Source organism: uncultured Nostoc sp. (genome assembly GCF_937863485.1).
In the GTDB taxonomy this organism is placed as follows: domain Bacteria; phylum Cyanobacteriota; class Cyanobacteriia; order Cyanobacteriales; family Nostocaceae; genus Nostoc.
In genome coordinates this window covers 23116-41756 of sequence record NZ_CALMFY010000056.1, presented here as the reverse complement: position 1 = coordinate 41756, position 18641 = coordinate 23116, and the positions used below count along the sequence as shown (strand labels likewise).

Sequence of the window (18641 nt, the reverse complement as noted above, 5' to 3'; positions counted from 1 at the left end):
GGTGGGGGGTGGGGGGTTAGGTTTTTGATTAGTGAATCGATGCTCTAGTACAGTATTACAGTGTAAATAGACCAACTATGCCCCTACTTTTAAGCTTTATCATTAGTAACATTTTTTAAATCTTCTGCTTCGTTACCATTCCTCCTCGGAATAAATTCCGAGGCTAATAAGCTTGCATTCCTCTCAAGAGGACTAAATACAAAATTTTCAACTATCTACATGGCTATCCAATGTAAAAGGGAAAATTTCAGTCCACTTGATTAGACTTTAGCTATCAGCTAAGAACTCAACTTATTGGTGGGATTCGGTCAGTGCAACAGTTTAACTGTTACAAAAATGTGGGTAATCACAAGACTTTTAAGCAAGGGACAAAACCAGTGAAAAGTTTAGAAAGTAAGCTTTTCAAATTTTGAATTTTGCGTAGCGTTACTAGTCTTCTCTTTCGCCAAAAGCCGTCTGTAAAATCACTGGAATACCTCCGTCTTGGTGATATTTATCTCCCCAGGCACGGATAACTTCATCCAATTCTTCCATAGCCTGCTGCATTTTTTCTGGGAGGATATCAAGTTCTTCCAACAAGCGCATGGCATTTCGTCGCCGTTCTGCCCAATCTTTCATCATTCGGAAATACCGAGCGGTATCTTCCACCATGATGTAAGTGCGTTCTTGATCGTCTGCTGGGGCATAAAAAGGACGGGTAAGAGCGTAGAAGGGCATTCCCCAAGGAGAATCAATGCGTGTTACTGTTCCTGAGTAGAGCAGACGGCGCTTGATATGCTCACCCAAGGCTTCACTCAAAGGCATTTGGTGTTCGGGTGGCAAATCTTCTTGCGATCGCTTGTGCAAAAACTCAATCAAATCCAGAAATTCAAAGGAGCTAACTAACTGGGCATCAGGTAGATTACTTGGCAGTTTCTGCTCAATTTGTCTTTTTTCTTCACTTGTCAGACTGCTACCAGGAACGCGCGATCGCCCCGGTTGCCAAGGATATTTTTCTAGCCAGACATAAGGCAATTGAATCAAATAGCGAGGTTCCTGAGAACCCAACATTTTTAACAGTTTGCCTTCTGTTAGTGCCTGTCTGACTTCTTCTACAATAATTTTTACCCGTTTTGGCTCCAGGTGGTGCAAATGCCCTGTCATTCGCAGGTTTTGTCCCTGCTCCAAATAGGTCATGTAAATTGCACACTTTGCTGCCGTTGCGGCTGCGTCTAAAAATGCCCCATGCCTGTGCCCACTCGTCCGCATGGCACTAAAAGCCAGATAAAGCATGATCTGATCCATCGCACTGGGGTCAAGACGTTTGATCAGATCTATGTCGTTACTCATATTACAGACAATTGAATAGCACGTTTACACAGTTTTTAATCGAGTGAAAATAGGTAGTATACACTTGGCTGAAGGCAATGTCTTTACTTCAAACTATATTAGTATGCGATAACTATTAAATCGGTGGTAGCGCAAACTACCGTTTTCGCATATTTTCTGGTACAAAGGCAGATGAGAGTGGTTGTTACTATAAACTGTCCCTGCATCTGACCGGAAAATTATAGACATCACAAAGTTCAGCTTGACGGCGGTTTACTTCCCAAAAGTCAACTGTATTGTAAATAATCTACAAAGCCTTTAAGTTTTCTGGGGTTTTTCTCATCTTTCAAGAGCAACAATGTCAAGCCGCTTACACCTAATTATGGCACTATGCCGACTCGGAGTAAGAATTAGTTTGTGCGGTTCATTTGGGATATCTGTTACTCGAAAAAGATGGTTTTTATTCAGCTTTGGCGAATTAATTATAGTACACAGGTGGCTAGAAATAATTGGGAATGGTCTAAAAAGAAATCGCTTATCAGGTGTAGCCACATTCAGAGGTTGAGCTACACAGATCGTTCTCAACTATCATCCCCTTCACAACCTCAAGTCATATCTCGGCAGTATAGGCCATCGGCTTGAGGGAAGATAGTAGACCTCAAGTAGAGCAAATAATTCCAATTTCAAAATACCTGTTGTTTTTTCCAATCTCGTTCTTGATCATATCATTGTTTTTCTCTTTTGCATAAGTTTATGTTTTTTTGATTTGAGAAATGAACCGTATTTAAGTAAGTTACATTCGCCTAAATCAAAGTTTGATGATATTTCTAAATATCCTACTAAGTCGCAGTTTCATTTATCCTTTTCTGTTGATGGGCTGACACAGAAAGCCGCGATTTAGTCCGAATTAATCGCATAGCCATCAGGCTTCTTGATAATGCTAATCGGCTAAAAATTTACTTATTAGCCAGATATATAATAAAACAGATTGGATTCCACTTGATGATTATTTAGATAATTTTTTTCAAGTGATTTATATTTTTTTCATGAAAGAATATTATCCTTTGATCATTTAACTAATTCCTTGGCTACTTTCAAGTATATTTTTACCCCGCTGTTTTATAGGTTTGAAGGACTTGAATGGCGTGGACAGTTTGTTGCTATAAAAGCAGGAGAATCCGCAGCAAGCTACGATATAAACATTCATTTTCTGGGCATCTGGGCAATCGTAGACCAGATTGACTCCTAGAAAACGGCAGAAATAACTAGAAAGGCACAAATAAACGTAACTATGTAAATAAAAATGAATGGGGCTAAAACCCTCTTCCCTTCTACTTTCTGCCTCCTGCCTTTGTCTCGTCTCAACTACAAATATTTACGCCGACCCACTTAAAGAATACCATCTCACTAAGCTCAAGAGCATAAAAATGAGGCATTTTAAATTTTGCGTTGCTCGCAGAGGTTACCGTAGAATAATTTTATTAGCCTTTTCACGGGCGATCGCTCCATATATTCATGTAGCTACAACAATCTCTCACGCTTAAAAAACGGGTTAGTTTAGTTCGCGGTGCTGCTTTTTCATCTCCAAGTTCAAAAACGTGTTGCAATCGCTTTAACTCCTTGTAAATCTTTCCTCTGAGCAAATACCCACGCTCAATTGCTTGAGTTAGTACTACTCGTACTGCTTATATATACGTGTTTTCCCTACCTGTATCAGGCTAAATTCATAAAAATATATTACAAGTCAAGTTATTCTGATTACTGCTTATATATAGGTGTTTTCCTCACCTATATCAGGCTAAGTTCATAAAATATATTATTAATAATCAATAGACCTCTTGCAAAAGTCCCTAACACCCCACCCCCAACCCCTAAGAGCAAGCTCTTAGGGGAGACATAGCGTAGGTTTTTAAAAGGGGGGATCAAGGTTTCAGGTTTTCAATGCGTAAGTCCTGATAGATATAGAAATTTAGAATCTAAAATATATAGAAGACCTGTGATCGCATTAGTTTAGAGATGTTAGTCGAGTTGGAACCCCCCGGATTTATCCGTGGGGTAGTTCAGCTAAACTGATTGAACTGGCCATTTAATTCGTGGGACTAGAGGGTTTAACCTGATTTCGCATTGTTTCAAAGCTGAAAGCAGCCGCGCCAAAGGTTACTAATAACACTCCCAGAATTTGCACAAAATCCAAATTTTCTTGAATGATTAACCCAGCGAAAATCACGGTTAAAACTGGGATGGTACCACCGATGAGCGCCGCTCGTGAGCCACCTAGTTTACTAATACCAACATTGTTGAGCAAATAGCCTGCAAGAGTCAGCACACCCAAAATAAATGCGCTTAAAACCAGTTCCAGCATCTTAGAGGGGTCAACTACCAAGTTCCAAAAGGGTAGCATCAAGCAGATAAAGCTCAACAACAACATGGTAGCGAAGTTAATTAAAGTAAAAGTCACGGGATGCAGTTTGCTAGCACAAACCCGCGTCAGAATTATATAGGCAGCAAAAGCTACACCCGAAAGAATAGCGGTGCTGCTTCCCATTGAAGTATTACTCGTACTAATCGTGGAAGAACCCCCTAAAACCAACAATTCACCGCAGCAAATCGCGGCGATCGCACCAATGCGGAATATGGTAGGGCGATCGCGAAACAGAAACCACGACAATAAACCGCTAACCATCGGATAGACAAAGAACAGTGCGATCGCCATTCCAGTTGTGACTTGAGCAATCGCAATGTATATGAGCACCTGAGACAAAAACAAAAAGCACCCACTCACAATCGAGAACAGCAAAATCTGCTTGGTAGCTGCATTGGCAGATGTGGGATTTCCTCGGACTGAATTAGCCAAGCTTTCCAGGTCTTGCCACAGTCTGGGATGCAATATAGGAGACAACAGTACCATCAGTGGTACTACTACCATAAATCGTAGTGTCAAAATTAACAAAATATTGCCTAAAGTCGGCGGCAGCAACCGCTCTACCTCTAATACTCCAAAAATCTGGGAACCTTCGTGGAAAATTACCTTGATGGCTATGTTGTAAAGCGACGATATCACTGCCGATAAGACAATCAGCAATAAACCGATTTTTTGGATGGGCGATAAGCCTGAGGAATTAGGCGATCGCGGTTGTGGGGGTCTTGATCCCGGCGGTGGCTCTAGGGCGGTAGAAGGTGAAGATTTAGCTTTGCTCTGTGACCCGTTCCTGCGGAGGACAGAAATTGGTTCAGCAGCGTTTCTCTTTTGTGAAGGTTGTATTGCTCTCGGGTGTAGCACGGATGCGATCGGAGCCTCTGGTATAGTTTCGCTTTCTGGTAAGTCCTTATTGAGGATAGAAATTGGTTCGGTGGCATTGTCCTTTGGTGGCGGAACGACAGCAGCAGGAGGCTCTGATTTAGTTTCCCTTTGAAACAAGTCCATGCTGGGGACAGAAATTGGGTTCGCGGCGTTTTCTTTAACAATCGTCGGCTCTGATTTAGTTTCCTTTTGAAACAAATCCTTGCTGGGGACAGAAATTGGGTTCGCGGCGTTTTCTCTAACAATTGTCGGCTCTGATTTAGTTTCCCTTTCTAAAAATTTATTAGGGATCGGGGAAATTGGCTCAGGGGAATTTCTTACTACTTCGCCAAACGGTGGCGGGGATGTCTCAAAAGAACTGTTTTTCTCTGGCTCCGTAAACTGCAAAACAGTAGGTGTACCTGCTGTTGCTGGTTTGCGTGAAGTTTCTTCTGTAGTTTTTTCTAGTTCTCCATGCAGGCGATTAACAAACTCCGCCAAAATCGTTTCCCCTTGCTGCTGCTGGCTATACATCCGTGACAACTGTTGGGAAAGATTACTTTGATAGTTTTTCAGTTCCTGTTGCAGCGAGTTAAAGGTAACAGTAACGGTGTCATCCAGGCTGTCAAACATGTGTTCGACTTTTTCATTGATTTCACCTACTACAACATTGCTGCTGACTTGGGCGGATTTCAGCGCAGCTTGATCATAAGACTTGCCCTCTATGGTTTGGTTAGCTAAAGTCGCCAGAGAGGATTGCAGTTGTGAAGATATATGCTTTGCCAGAACTTCTGCCAGTTGACGAATTAACACTTGCTGTTCAGTAATTTGGCGCACTTGTTGTAAATGCTCTTTTTCCTCTAGCAAGCTTTGAATGTCATCAGATAACCGATTTTTTTCTGACTGAAGCCGCTTTACGTCTTCTTGTAACACTCTGAGGACATTCTGCTGAAGATTTTCTAAGTCTTCAACTACAGCCCAAAGAGCATTTTCTGCTGCTCTAGATAGCTCGCCTCTGACTCTCGGGTTTTCTGGTTGCTTCTCGAATCGCCCCATTAGCTTCTAACCTCTAACACCTTGACGATAAAGCTGCTTCCCGTACAATTTCTTGGCGCTCATCTTAATTTCCTGTATTTTGCCAGATAAATTAAAAATTTTAACAGCACTTCCGCATTTCAACGTAATTCTGTCATCCTGAACACAACTTGGCATAGCATCAAATTTGCGATAGTGCTTAATCCACGGTGTTTTCTTCAGCATGTTTAATTTACATCAATTATTCGCCAATGAGATTTTTACTTTGAAAGAAATCTCACTCCAAATAAATATTTATTGTTTTGCTGCCAATAGTAATTATCAAAGACTTGCAGATGCGTGCGCTACCGTCACAAAATTGTCTGACTTGCGAAACTAGCTGTAAATTTGTGTGGAATGTAACTTGTGTGACAGTTTACATCTCTAAATAGAGATTAAAGTATCTTTCTGTGGAAATTCAAAGTTACGCTATCCCCTGCACAACATTCTAATGAATCAGCAGCAATTCTGCAAAAACCCGCTTTTTTGGCGTTGTTGCAGTCTATGTTTTGCTGTGAGTAGATGCAGTAGAGGAAAAAGTTAGCAAAATATTAATAATTCTTACAAAAATAAAATCCGAGCGATGCTAAAGATGGCAGCGCACAGGCCAGCACTCACGGGGATTGTAATTAGCCATGCGGCAGCAATGCCTTGTAGTGTTTTGAACTTAATCGACTTGATATTTTGCACTAGTCCAATACCAACTACACCGCCGACGAGAGCATGGGATGTGGAGACTGGTAAACCTAGCCGGGAGGCAATGAGGATGGTGGTAGCAGTAGCAAGTTCGGCACAAAATCCACTACTAGGTTGCAAGGCAATAATATTTTCGCCAATAGTGGCGATGACTTTTTTACCCCAGACAGCTAAACCACCAACAATACCAGCACCACCAAGGATTAAAATCCAAATGGGGATAGTAATACCATCTGTAGGTACGCTACCAGTGCGATTGATGTAGACGATCGCAGCTAAAGGAGCGATCGCATTTCCCACATCATTAGAACCATGAGCAAAAGCTACAAAGCAAGCACTTAGCAGTTGGAATCGTCCGAATAAGCGCTCAACTGGATTTGGGATTTGAGATTTTGGATTTTGGATTGATGGTAATTCCTGAGTCTGGGGTGGAAATTTTTCCTCCACTTCCCCCAAATCTTCCAATTGTCGCCAACTAATGATTGTGAGTCCAACTGCTGCGATTGCACCCGTTAAGAGTGGGATATCGTAAGCAGGGATTGGAAAACCAGCTTGCTCAATTACAAAATTGGTTAGCGGTTCAGTCAGCGATGGTAATACAATTACGCCGAATACACCTAGCAGTAGAGTACTCAACCAGGGAATCCACTCTTGTAACTGCACTACTTGATTGGGTTGATCCAAAATCCAGTACTTGATTTGACTGTAGAATAAAGCGGCGATCACACCACTAATTAACGGTGTCAAAACCCAGCCAATGGTAATTAAGCCAATTGATGACCAATCAATTGCATTTACTCCCAAAGCTACCCAACTAAATCCGGCGATCGCACCAACAACTGCATGAGAAGAGGATACAGGTAAACCGCGTGATGTAGCAATTTGCAACCACACACCACAGGAAATTAGCACCGTTACCATCCCAACAACGAATATTTGGGGTGTAGCTGCGAATAAAGCGGGATTAGCAATTTTCGTCGCTAGGGTTTCGGTTACTTCATGTCCAAACAATACAGCCCCTGTAAACTCTAATACCCCAGCAATTATTAGTGCCTGTTTGAGGGTAACAGCTTTGGAACCTACAGAGGTTCCCATTGCGTTAGCAACATCGTTTGCTCCGAGATTCCAGGCGACGTAGAAGGCTAGTAGAGCGACTGCAACTAGGGTAATAAGCATTTTTTTGAGTTTAACAAAAAGACGAGGGAGCAGGAGGAGATGGGGGAGAAAAATTGCTTCCTCATCTCCCCATACCCTTTTACGGATAAATTAAGATTTTATAAGTATCCGGTGTGGGTGCGATCGCAACTTCCACAGCTGCTGATAAATCTTTTAATGGATAGCGATCGCTAATCAACGCTTGCACGTCAATCCGCTGATTAAATACAATATCAGCTGATAGACTCTGAAGCCGATAAGATGAGCTGTAACTGCCGATCAAGTCAATTTCCCGACGGTAAAGAATATTGGGATTAATGGGAATTTCCACCTCATCAGGGAATTCGGCGAAAAACAAGATTTTGCCACCCTTGCGGGTACAATCAAGTGCTTGAAAGAAAGCTTTATCACTAGGAACAGCCAGCAGGGTAACATCAACACCCAGTCCACCAGTTAGGGCATGGATTTTTGCTGGTAAATCGGGATCACGGGCATCAAAAGCCGCCTCTGCACCGACACTTAAGGCTTTTTCGATTCTAGAGGGCAGTAAATCGGTGGCGAGCGCTTTTGCTCCAAAATACTTCGCCAACATGATAAACGTTAACCCAATTGGCCCAGCACCAGTAACTAACACAGTTTGTCCAGGGGCAATTTGGGCTTTTTTAACAGCTTTCAAGCAGCAGTTAGTCGGTTCTACAAAACTCGCTTCTTCAAAACTGATGCGATCGGGGATAGGAATCAGCCCCCCATTTTGGACAATATGTCCGGGAACCTTGACATAATCAGCAAAACCGCCGCCACTGGCGTTAAAGCCTGCGGTTGTGGAGATGTTTTTGTAAACATCACACATGGAGAAATTATCGTTTAGGCAGTAGGTGCAACGCATACAGGGGATGTGGTGCATCACCGCTACCCGTTGTCCAACTTGCCAACCTTTGACATTATTGCCTAATGCTGCGATCGTGCCGGCAGTTTCATGTCCAAAAATGCGCGGCGGTTCATACAGTGGATAACGAATTTTTTTAATATCTGACTGACACAACCCCACTACCCGCACCTGTACCAGCACTTCATCTGGTTCTAGGGTTGGAACTGGGATATCTTCGTAAGACAGTTGATTGACGCCTCTAAATACTTGTGCTTTCACGTTAGTTTTTCACCGCTCAACGATACTAGATGTAACATTTAGTGGTTCAGGTTAGGTTATCAAGTTTGGGATTTAATATTGTTTGTAAATCTTGGTGCTTCTCTACTGAGTAATTCTAGAAGCTCAAAAAAACTTATGGGTGCGGCTGCTATCCAAGCGGTACGATGGGGAGCCAAAACTATTCTGGTGAGATAGTGTAGTAATCTGTCAAGTTTGATTTGATCGGTTCGTAGTTGGCGCTGTCTTCGCTAAAGCGCAAACTACGAACAATCCGCATCCCTCAATTATTTATTGACAGAGTACTAGGGTGTGTTACGGCTTTCGGAACGCTGTTAACGCTGTATTATTTTTGAATATTTTCTCAAGATTTTCTCTAAAACGGTAGCAATGACTATTCGCCATGCAACTGAAACTGACTTGCCTGCTATTGTGGCAATTTATAATGCTGCAATTCCTAGCCGCATGGCAACCGCTGATTTAGAGCCAGTATCTGTGGAAAGTCGCCTTCCTTGGTTTAAGGCGCGATCGCCTTCACAACGCCCACTTTGGGTAATCGAAGTAGAGGGAGTAATTGCTGGATGGCTTAGTTTCCAATCCTTTTATGGGCGGCCCGCCTATAGTAGGACTGCCGAAATTAGCATTTACATAGCCCCTCACTTTCATCGATGTGGTTTGGGACGACAACTATTAGCACAAGCAATTAGCGAGAGTCCAAATTTAGGTTTAAAGACCCTAGTATGCTTAATTTTTGCCCACAATCAACCCAGTTTAAAACTTTTTGAAACATTTGGTTTTCAACATTGGGGACATTTACCTAAAATTGCCGAAATTGACAGTGTTGAATGCGACTTAGTGATCATGGGACTCAGAATTATTGACACTTCCACAGCTTGAAGTTGTGGGAGTGCAAGGTTTCAGTGAATCTGTTCATTGCCGATACATCTACCCAAATACAACGGCGAAATTCGCTATCTTTGTCTATAAGAGTTATTCCACAAGAAGGGCAAAACTCCGACTGAGAATTTTATCCGGTATGGATAATAGAGGATACAGTTCTCAATCTATTGATACGATATTTGCTTCATAACTCTAACTTAAAATACCTTTTGCTCTAATCTGTTTCATCCAACTAGGAAATTCATTTAACAGTCTTTCATACAACTGCTCATCAGTTATTTTTCTTAAATCATCAACATGAAAAAAATCAGCATTATCAACGATGCGACCACCCATTGTATCTAATCTTTCCAAAATTCCATAATTAGAACCAGCCAAGCCAACAAATTGCCAGAATATAGGATATTTTGCTGCCTCAATAATACTTTTTTTCATCTCTTGTTCATCAGTCACACCTCCATCGCTGAGAAATACAATCAATGTAGGCAGTTTACTAGGTTGTTCTTGAATATACTTCTTGATTACATCTTTTATTACTGAACTTTCATTGTTTCCACCACCTAATTCGAGCATAAGAGAGGGCATTTTAAAAACAAGTAAAGCTCTCTTAGCTTCACCACATTCTTTATTAATGTAACCCTCAACGTTCATCTCTGTTACTGATTTTGTCCTTTTGTATTTTGATCCAAAAAACCAAACATCTAATGTTTTATTATCATCTAGCCTACTAGCTACAGGAACTATTCTTTCAAGAAACGCTTGTACTGCGCCAGAATTATATTGATGGTTCATAGAGCCAGAAATATCTAAAACCAAGGCGACTCTTGCTGCATCTTGACTAATACCTCTTTTTTTTAGGACAATATCAACTTTGGCTTTTAACAAGCTAATATCAGCTTTTTTTGTGATATCAATATAAGAAGTTACTACAGGAATGTTAACTTTAGGCTCCACTTTCTTTTCTTCCTGTTTAGTTTCGACAACATACTTATCTACAAAACTTTGTAGCCCGGAACGATAGCCTTCTCCTACTGCTTGAAACCTCCATTCATTGTCCTTTTTATACAAGCGTCCAAATTCCAAAGCTGTCTCTTGAGAAAAAGCCTCTCTTAAGTTGTACCGAGCCAAAGAATTTCTGTTTTCGTTATTGTAAATTTTGATAAAAGCATTTTTTATTTGGCTAAAATTTTGATTTTTTTCTTGCTCTTGATGAATAGTGACAACAAAAACTATCTCCTGAATAGCTGGGTTTACTTTTGCCAAATCAACATAAATTGTCTCATCATCTCCATTACCTTCCCCAGTTCTATTATCTCCTGAGTGTCTTAAAGAACCATCGAGAGATTGCAGGTTGTTGTAGAAGATAAAGTATTTTTCATCGGGTATTTTACCATCTGCGCCTAACATAAATACGGAAGCATCAATATCATAGGTTTGTCCAGCTTGATTTATTTGCCAACTCAAACCAATGGCTACTTTCTTTAAGTTGGGAGCTTCTTTAGAAAGATTAAATCTCCCACCTTTGCTTAATTCAATTTCCATTTTACATACATCCAATCAATTTAATTTTTGTTAATTACTTTATACATAAAAAGGGGGTATTCATTACTGTTACCCCCTTTTTATTACTTTCTGAGATAGCTACTAAGCAGCATATCTATCTACAAAACTTTGCAGCCCTGATTTATAACCAGCGCCGACAGCTTGGAATCTCCATTCTCCATCTTTTCGATAAAGCTTACCAAATTCAATTGCAGTTTCTACCGATGCATCTTCCTCTAATTCGTACTTAGCAATTTGTTTTTCTGTGGCATTGTCATAAATTCTGATAAACGAGTTTCTGACTTGCCCAAAGTTTTGCTTTCTTTGCTCTGCTTCATGTATGGTGACGACAAAAACTATTTCTTGAACTGAAGTATCAACTTTGCTCAAATCAATTTGAATTGTTTCATCGTCTCCAACACCTTCTCCAGTTCTGCTATCTCCCTCATGTTTCACAGAACTATCTGGTGATTGTAAGTTGTTATAGAAGATAAAGTATTTTTCGTTAGGAATTTTTCCGTTACCACCTAACATAAATATAGAAGCATCAAGGTCAAAAACGGAACCTGTATCTGTAACGTTGACATCCCATCCTAAACCAATTCCAGCATTTTTCAAGCTTGGTGCTTCTTTTGAAAGATTGATTCTTTCGCCTTTGCTGAGGTTAATTGACATAATAACTACCTATTTTTTCAAAATGAATTTTATTCAGAGTTTTTATTGAGTTACTCAACTCAATAAGCAGTTAAGCATAGACTCTCATAAGTCCCTCTAAACCATTAACCTTAATGCCGTTACCAATAGCTGCCATTTTCCACTCATTATTGTGATTGTAAATTTCAGCCATGACCATTCCGGTCATTCCTTTGTATTCAGACCCAGATAAATGATACTTGGCAATTTCTTGATTGTTAGATGTATTGACCAGCCGCACAAAGGCATTTTGTACCTGTGCAAATTCTTGTTTACGAGCAATGCAGTCGTAAATGTTAACTGTAAAAACTAGTTTGACAATCTCTTTTGGTAGTCGAGTTAAATCTACAATAATCTGCTCGTCATCACCTGCTCCTACACCCGTGATATTATCACCCAAATGGGTAATAGCTCCTGATTTGTGGGATAAGTTTCTAAAGTAAATAACGTTACTTATATCTGTTATTTTGTCCTTTTGATCTAAACAGATTACAGAAGCATCCAAGTCACAGTCTTGAGTATTACTGAAAGCCCCAAAAAAACCACCAGCAGAACGTTTTGCTACATCCCAGCCTAGTCCGCACATCAGCTTTGTTAGCCCAGGAGCTTCTTTAGAAAGTGAGATATGTTGCCCTTTTTTGAGGTTTATTCCCATGTGATTATCTTGAATATATTGAGATTGCTAATGTTTTCAGCTATTTGATTGGGTAGCTGTTTGTATCAGCATTTTTTTAGGGTTGGTTCTAGCTTTTGAACTTTGTTAATGTTTACTACTTTTTGTGCGTTTAGATTGGTATGAACAATCATGATGCATTAAAGCAAGTAACACCCAATTAAGCTAGCAATTTTTATTGTGTAATCTCGGTTTTTTGTCAGAGTTAACAAATGAGTTTATCTATTTCAAGTTGAGTAATAACAGGCCATATAGTTGAAGGCACATCATAATTTGTTATGCGCTCTATCGTAGTCACCTTTAAAAAGCAGTGTAATCAGGAAAAATACGTAATATCAAATACTCTGACATTTCTGTCACATATTTTTTTGTTGGTAGTACTGGTATAATCGTCGTTATAAAGCAGACTACAACTGCGCTAAACTATTAAACATTATTGTCTTTGGGTTAATGCCCAAGTGATAGCTCGGAGTCTAGAGCCTTGTTGTGAATAAGTTACGGCAGAAGCAATGTTCTGAATCATCCTATACTGCGATCGCTTCAACTAATTACCAGAGTAGGCAAATCTAGAGACGCAAAATTTTGCATTTCTAAACATTTGTTAACAACGCTGTAACTGTACTAGTAACAGAACAATTTCATCAATAGCTTGGCGCACAACTGTTGCAGGTTGCTCCGATTGATTGACGATAATACTAAAAACCAACGGCTCATATTTAGGCGCATTCATATATCCAGATAAGGAAATCACACCCGTTAAAGTACCTGTTTTTGCTTGCACAATGCCCTCAGCAGGTGTATCTTGAAAGCGGCCCTTTAGGGTTCCACTTTTCCCAGCTACGGGTAAAGATGTGCGATACACATTTGCTGCTGATGTTCTTGCTATTCCTCGCAAAGTTTGCACAAAAGCTTCTGGTGTCACTAAGTTACGACGTGATAAACCCGAACCATCCACTAAAACATAATTTGCTGGATCAACTCCCAATTGAGTTAAACTCGCTTTGACAACTTCCAAACCTACATCAGCGCTAGTCTGATTTTTCACTCTGATTTTTTTCACAGCTAATGCTCTCAGCAGTGCTTCAGCATAAAGATTATTACTATTCTGAAGAGTTTCCATTAATAATTCAGATAAAGGTGGCGACTCTACAAATGCTATTTCTTCTTGATTAACACCACCACTTACTACTAATGTTTGCCCCAAGGTAATTTTTTCTGTTGCCAAAGCAGTACGAAAGCGCCGTAAGAAGTAATAATTAGGGTCAACTACAGGTAAATCTATTAAAGACTGTTCAGAATTTGTTGTTAGTTGTCCTTGAATTCGTAATACTGTTCCTGATAATTCGCGGGTAACGTTGACGTAGGTTGGTTGATTTTGGGCAACGGTTACTGACTGATTAATTATCCGCCACTGTTTCGCCTCGCCAGGATCAATCCACAGCACTTGTAAAGATTTACCTACAGCCTGTGGTACAAGTTTTAAGCTAAAAATATTTTGATTTAGAATAAAGCTGCTGACTGGTGCGCCATAGTCTGACTGCACATCTTCCCATTGCCAGGTAGGATTAACAATATCACCTTGAATATAACTATCATCAGCTATCAACCGCTGAATTTGGGTAATACCTTTCTGTTTTAGCTGCTGTGCCAATGTTTGCAGTTGAGTATCACTTAAGCTGGGATCTCCCCTACCAACAACACGTAAAACACCATTGCCATTCTGATAAATTGAGGTGCGAATCCGAAAATTTGCACCCAGTTGCTGCAATGCAGCTGCTGTTGTCAGCAATTTGAGGTTAGACGCGGGAGTAAAATATTTCTGAGCATCCCGACTGTAAAGAGTTGGCCCCGTTGATAGGGGTTGCACCATAATTCCCCAGCGCCCCCGACTGAATAAGGGACGATTGATTACAGCATCTATAGCTGTTCCCAGTTGACTAGAGCAAATTGATTTTGTGGAAGTTGTTGGTGCAACTGGGGTTTGTGCTTTAGCTGCTGGCTGGGTAACACCAATTTGAGTCCCCAGAAACAGCAGCATTAAGCTAAGAGAAATTTTCCTGGTCATCACATAGTTCTTAAAACTACTTGATGATAATACCTTGGTGCGATATTTTTTACGTCAGTTCTACACGAGGAAATGAAGACTATTCTTCCTCTTCTTCTTCCTCATCTTCCTCTTCTTCCTCATCCTCCTCTTCTTCCTCTGCCCCGAATACTTCGTCTATCAGTTCTTGTGCTCGCTTGTCTGAAATCTTCAAGGCTTCCTGAAGCTCAGAGATATAATCTTGTTCTGTTTCGGGTACTTCCTCATCAATCCCTACCACCACGATAGCGGTAATGTATGCAGCTTCGCGATAACCTTTATTCGGTAGGGACGCGATCGCCTGCTCGATTAAAACTTCAGGTTCTTCTTCTTCTAGTAAGCTGGCGACTTTCTCAGTCAACTCTTCATAGTCTTCATCAGAGTAATCTTCAAATTGGGAAACGCTACCCAGCATTTCACTCAAACCGTATTGTTCTTCTATGGTTATGCCTTCACCATCAGCAGCTGCGGAAAACACTCCAATAACTGCGATCGCAACTTCTGGTTCTAGAGCAACTGAACTGGTGCTACGTCCTTTGGGCAACTTGCGTTTAGACATAATTATCCTTTAAAAGTTACGTGATATTTCAGGAAGTAATACCTTACAGTTTGTAATTCTTCCTCGATTTATGATTCCCAAAAGAATACGGAAATATACATTGGGATGAATCTTTTTTTTATAAAAAATACGCAGAAAATATCTTCATCTGCATATAAAAACCGTTAAGTTGCCTTGAGGGAGCAAGGTTTTTAATACTTGTGTACGCCACCGCTGCCTAAGAGAATGTGTTTGAAAAGTTATGATTGATCTATCAAATATTCTTTTACCCCACCCTAGCCCTCCCCTTATAAAGGGGAGGGAATCGGATTTTCTTGTTTCCCCTCTTATAAAGGGGAGGGAATCGGATTTTCTTGTTTCCCCCCTTTATAAGGGGGGATTAAGGGGGGTAATCCTGGGAATAATAAGTACATTCCAGGAATATGAAAACGCTGATGACAAAACTGTATAACCAAACCTCACAAAAGCAAAAACGGCAAACTCTCAGAAACAATATGCCCTCATCTGAAAAAATAGTTTGGGCAAAACTTAGAAATCAACAAATTGAAAGCTGTAAATTTCGCAGACAATACAGTATTGACAGATTTGTAGTGGATTTTTATTCTTCGGAATTGAGACTTGCCATAGAAATTGATGGTGATAGTCACTATCAAGATGGAGTTCCAGAATATTACCGCGATCGCCAAGCATTTTTGGAATCAAAAGGTACGAGGATTTTGAGATTTAGGAATCAAGAAGTTTATCAAGATATTGATGGTGTGGTAGATAAGATTAGGGAAGTTATTTGTAGGTTGAGGGAAGTTACCCCACCCTAACCCTCCCCTTATAAAGGGGAGGGAACTAGAATCTCTTGTTTCCCCCCTTTATAAGGGGGGATTAAGGGGGGTAATTCGACTTGTGTGTACACCGTAGCTCCTCTTAGGAGAGAGGTCAAAGTCTATTGCAATACAAACGAGCGTAGGCGTAGCCCGTCGTAGACATCGCTATATTATCCCGCGATTTGAATCACGGGCGGATCAACCTAAACCCAAAAAATTTGAAATCAACGGCAATAGATTGCTGCATTGTTCAACCAACTTTGTGGCACTGGGTAAACTAGAAATTGTCCCTTTTAAAATCTTTATAGCCGTTTTCGCCGCTTTTTGCATTCCCCCTTCTTGAGGACTTTTCCCCGCTTCTGCTAAAGCTTTCACTTGTTCTAATGCCTCAGCTTTATCTTCTTGAGGTAAGTTTGTATCAGCCTCAATTGCTGCTTGCAATTGCGTCAACAATTCCTTAATTCCCGGTTTTTCTGGTTCGGGAGACGCTGGTAACTGGTTGATGGTATTTGTTACCGTACCGCTAATATCACCCAAATTCAAAGCTTGTCCACTGGCATTAAAGTCTCTGCCAACACTGCCAATTTCAATTTTGCGGCTGGCATCATTACTGTTAGTCATATTTTTATTCTCTACTTTGTTGTCAACTTGAACATTAATCGGCTTATTAGCTAATAATTTTACAATCTCTGTCATCTCTCCACTTTGTTGGCGATAAACGACTATTTGCTCATCTTTAGCTTGTAATTGTGCTTTATATTTTTCTTCTACAGCTTGCAATGCCAGTTGATAACTTTGTGTAAAATCACTATGAATCTTTTCTTTATCAGCACCATCAGGTACACCAACTTTAACGACTACTATGCCATCACCTTTATTTTCAATACTCTGTAGAGCTAATTCTGTGTCTGCATTTTGGTCTTTCACTGTTTGGAAGGCGTTAACAAAAGCTTTCCAGTCTATGCCATTGCGGAAAATTAAATCAACAGTATTTAAAACCTCTTCAAACAGCTTAGTAAATTCTCCTAGTTGAAATTCCCCACTACTGGGACGGCGTTCGCGGTCATCTGTTTCAAGCTTGGGATGTTCTAAAAGGTAAACAAAGCGACAATCTACATTATTTAACAGAGTTGTACTTTCAATATTCCACGCTTCCACAGAAACACCAGTCATGTGAGCGTTAGTAAAATTAGTGCCAACAGCTTGAGCTAGAGTTAGGTTTGCCCACTCTAAACAAGCTTGTTGGAAGGTGGCTTGACTGATATCAGCATTTTTTAAATTTGCTTGTGTTAAATTAACACCGTTGAGGTTAGCACCTTTAAAGTTAGCACCAATATAAGACTTTTCCCTACCATTGCCGGTGACGAGTAACTTAAGAACATCTGGATTAGTTAATATAGTATTGTCAAGTCTGGCAAAGTCAAGTTTTTTGACTTTGGAAAAACAAGTGCGTGTCAAGTTTGCTTCTCTGAAATCTGTATTTTTGAGAGTTGCGCCAGTAAAGTCAACGTTTGTTAAATCGGCATTACGAAAGCTGGTTCCACCTATAGCTGCAAAAGCGATCGCTATTTTACGAATCAAGTCATATCTTTCATCTCCTTTCATTGCATTCCATGCGATATAAATACTTAATGACATAATAAAGGTGATCACTATGCCAGTTACGGTACGAAAAGACAAAATATCAATTTTATCTCTTGTTTCACTTACGACATTGGAACTACAGAAAGCAGCAAAACCGACAATAAAAGCAACTCTAACGAAATTATAAATATTAACTTGATTCATACCAACAATAATGATAGCGCCATCAATAACGCCAGCATCAACAATAGCAGCAGCAACAGCACCAGCAAATGAAACACCATTGCTCATATTGTTACCATGAAGATGTACAATGGTGCTAATAGTAGCGGTCACAACGGAACTAGCGATCGCACTAACAAAGATTGAGATGTTTAGAGATATATCTAAACCTTTATAAATAGTCAGAGAAAAGAAAAATACAAGTACTACTAAAGTAGCGACACTAGCCGTTCTTGTATAAGGTTGACTAGGGTCAATCAAGCAATACAGTCCGTATATAACGTACTCCGAAGCAAATCCTGATAATGCTGATAATAGGAGTAATATTATTAGCAATCTAATTACCCAATGTATCTGTAGCCCAGCTTTAGCACCCGTGAAGTCAGCATCTTTGAGAATAGCCTCGGTAAAGTTTGTTCCTCGAATATCTGCCTTGCTAAAGTTAACTCCAGTCAAGTCTTGACCTAGAAAAGAGCGACCTCGAAGATTTTTACCGGAGTAGTCTGGCGGCATAATCACTAATTCGTAATTCGTAATTCGTAATTCGTAATTAAGAAAGTCAGATTAAATCTTGGTTTGGGGGTTTTAATCTGGTGACGGATTTTAGAGAATTGGTATCACTGAGATTTTATACAAGTTTGCTGTGCAATATTTCGGATTTTGGCAAAATAAGGAAAATACAAAAATTTTGGATGCAAGACGTGGTATAAGTGCATAACCGTGCGCCCTCACCTTTGAATGCTTAAGTTATCATCAGCAATATTGAAGTTGGTGTAACCATACTTAAGCTGTAGTTATTAATATTGCAACTGTAGCGGTCTACCTCGTAAAGGGAGCGGTCTACCTCATAACAGGAGAGGTAAACTTACAAACATTACTCAAATAATTTAGTACTTCAATTTATAATTAT

General features: G+C 40.1%; 12 protein-coding genes. 2 read left to right on the top strand and 10 right to left on the bottom strand.

The annotated features are described in order from the left end of the window. Nucleotides 1-429: 429 nt before the first annotated feature. From hetR to Q0541_RS08140, 4 genes are all read right to left on the bottom strand, one after another. Nucleotides 430-1329, bottom strand: coding sequence for a heterocyst differentiation master regulator HetR (gene hetR / locus Q0541_RS08155; RefSeq protein ID WP_273765150.1), 900 nt, complete (start codon nucleotides 1327-1329; stop codon nucleotides 430-432). Between the two features lie 2065 nt (nucleotides 1330-3394). Next, a complete protein-coding gene (locus Q0541_RS08150; RefSeq protein WP_298908019.1) occupies nucleotides 3395-5644 on the bottom strand; it encodes an EamA family transporter in 2250 nt (749 codons plus the stop codon). A 579-nt stretch (nucleotides 5645-6223) separates the two neighbouring features. Then, nucleotides 6224-7534: an inorganic phosphate transporter gene (locus tag Q0541_RS08145; RefSeq protein WP_298908016.1), complete on the bottom strand. Its 1311-nt coding sequence runs from the start codon at nucleotides 7532-7534 to the stop codon at nucleotides 6224-6226. 79 nt (nucleotides 7535-7613) lie between these two features. Next, on the bottom strand, nucleotides 7614-8660 hold the full coding sequence (locus tag Q0541_RS08140) for a zinc-dependent dehydrogenase (protein ID WP_298908014.1): 1047 nt from the start codon (nucleotides 8658-8660) through the stop codon (nucleotides 7614-7616). Between the two features lie 387 nt (nucleotides 8661-9047). Here Q0541_RS08140 and Q0541_RS08135 point away from each other — a divergent pair, with 387 nt between their 5' ends. After that, nucleotides 9048-9554 (top strand): GNAT family N-acetyltransferase, encoded by a 507-nt coding sequence (locus Q0541_RS08135; protein ID WP_298908011.1) that lies wholly within the window; start codon nucleotides 9048-9050, stop codon nucleotides 9552-9554. A 195-nt stretch (nucleotides 9555-9749) separates the two neighbouring features. Here the strand turns inward: Q0541_RS08135 and Q0541_RS08130 are convergent, their stop codons facing one another. From Q0541_RS08130 to Q0541_RS08110, 5 genes are all read right to left on the bottom strand, one after another. Then, nucleotides 9750-11099 carry a VWA domain-containing protein gene (locus Q0541_RS08130; RefSeq protein ID WP_298908008.1) on the bottom strand — a complete coding sequence of 450 codons (1350 nt, stop codon included), beginning with the start codon at nucleotides 11097-11099 and terminating at the stop codon, nucleotides 9750-9752. Nucleotides 11100-11201: 102 nt separating this feature from the next. Continuing rightward, the gene (locus Q0541_RS08125) at nucleotides 11202-11774 is read right to left on the bottom strand and encodes a TerD family protein (protein WP_298908005.1); all 573 of its coding nucleotides are present in this window, start codon (nucleotides 11772-11774) and stop codon (nucleotides 11202-11204) included. A gap of 70 nt (nucleotides 11775-11844) precedes the next feature. Further along, the gene (locus Q0541_RS08120; protein ID WP_298908002.1) at nucleotides 11845-12447 is read right to left on the bottom strand and encodes a TerD family protein; all 603 of its coding nucleotides are present in this window, start codon (nucleotides 12445-12447) and stop codon (nucleotides 11845-11847) included. Between the two features lie 619 nt (nucleotides 12448-13066). Beyond that, on the bottom strand, nucleotides 13067-14530 hold the full coding sequence (dacB, locus tag Q0541_RS08115) for a D-alanyl-D-alanine carboxypeptidase/D-alanyl-D-alanine-endopeptidase (protein WP_298907999.1): 1464 nt from the start codon (nucleotides 14528-14530) through the stop codon (nucleotides 13067-13069). Nucleotides 14531-14609: 79 nt separating this feature from the next. Next, entirely contained in the window at nucleotides 14610-15107 is a 498-nt protein-coding gene (locus Q0541_RS08110; RefSeq protein WP_298907994.1) for a tellurite resistance TerB family protein, read from the bottom strand. A 434-nt stretch (nucleotides 15108-15541) separates the two neighbouring features. Between Q0541_RS08110 and Q0541_RS08105 the strand changes: the two genes are divergently transcribed. Further along, complete coding sequence (locus Q0541_RS08105; RefSeq protein WP_298907992.1) at nucleotides 15542-15922, top strand: endonuclease domain-containing protein; 381 nt, start codon at nucleotides 15542-15544, stop codon at nucleotides 15920-15922. A 201-nt stretch (nucleotides 15923-16123) separates the two neighbouring features. Here Q0541_RS08105 and Q0541_RS08100 read toward each other — a convergent pair whose 3' ends face one another. Then, nucleotides 16124-18244 carry a pentapeptide repeat-containing protein gene (locus Q0541_RS08100; protein ID WP_298907989.1) on the bottom strand — a complete coding sequence of 707 codons (2121 nt, stop codon included), beginning with the start codon at nucleotides 18242-18244 and terminating at the stop codon, nucleotides 16124-16126. Nucleotides 18245-18641 lie beyond the last annotated feature (397 nt).

Coding starts and splice junctions, on each gene's coding strand:
- hetR (WP_273765150.1), bottom strand. CDS start 1,329: ATGAGTAACGACATAGATCTGATCAAACGTCTTGACCCCAGTGCGATG.
- Q0541_RS08150 (WP_298908019.1), bottom strand. CDS start 5,644: ATGGGGCGATTCGAGAAGCAACCAGAAAACCCGAGAGTCAGAGGCGAG.
- Q0541_RS08145 (WP_298908016.1), bottom strand. CDS start 7,534: ATGCTTATTACCCTAGTTGCAGTCGCTCTACTAGCCTTCTACGTCGCC.
- Q0541_RS08135 (WP_298908011.1), top strand. CDS start 9,048: ATGACTATTCGCCATGCAACTGAAACTGACTTGCCTGCTATTGTGGCA.
- Q0541_RS08130 (WP_298908008.1), bottom strand. CDS start 11,099: ATGGAAATTGAATTAAGCAAAGGTGGGAGATTTAATCTTTCTAAAGAA.
- Q0541_RS08125 (WP_298908005.1), bottom strand. CDS start 11,774: ATGTCAATTAACCTCAGCAAAGGCGAAAGAATCAATCTTTCAAAAGAA.
- Q0541_RS08120 (WP_298908002.1), bottom strand. CDS start 12,447: ATGGGAATAAACCTCAAAAAAGGGCAACATATCTCACTTTCTAAAGAA.
- dacB (WP_298907999.1), bottom strand. CDS start 14,530: ATGACCAGGAAAATTTCTCTTAGCTTAATGCTGCTGTTTCTGGGGACT.
- Q0541_RS08110 (WP_298907994.1), bottom strand. CDS start 15,107: ATGTCTAAACGCAAGTTGCCCAAAGGACGTAGCACCAGTTCAGTTGCT.
- Q0541_RS08105 (WP_298907992.1), top strand. CDS start 15,542: ATGACAAAACTGTATAACCAAACCTCACAAAAGCAAAAACGGCAAACT.
- Q0541_RS08100 (WP_298907989.1), bottom strand. CDS start 18,244: ATGCCGCCAGACTACTCCGGTAAAAATCTTCGAGGTCGCTCTTTTCTA.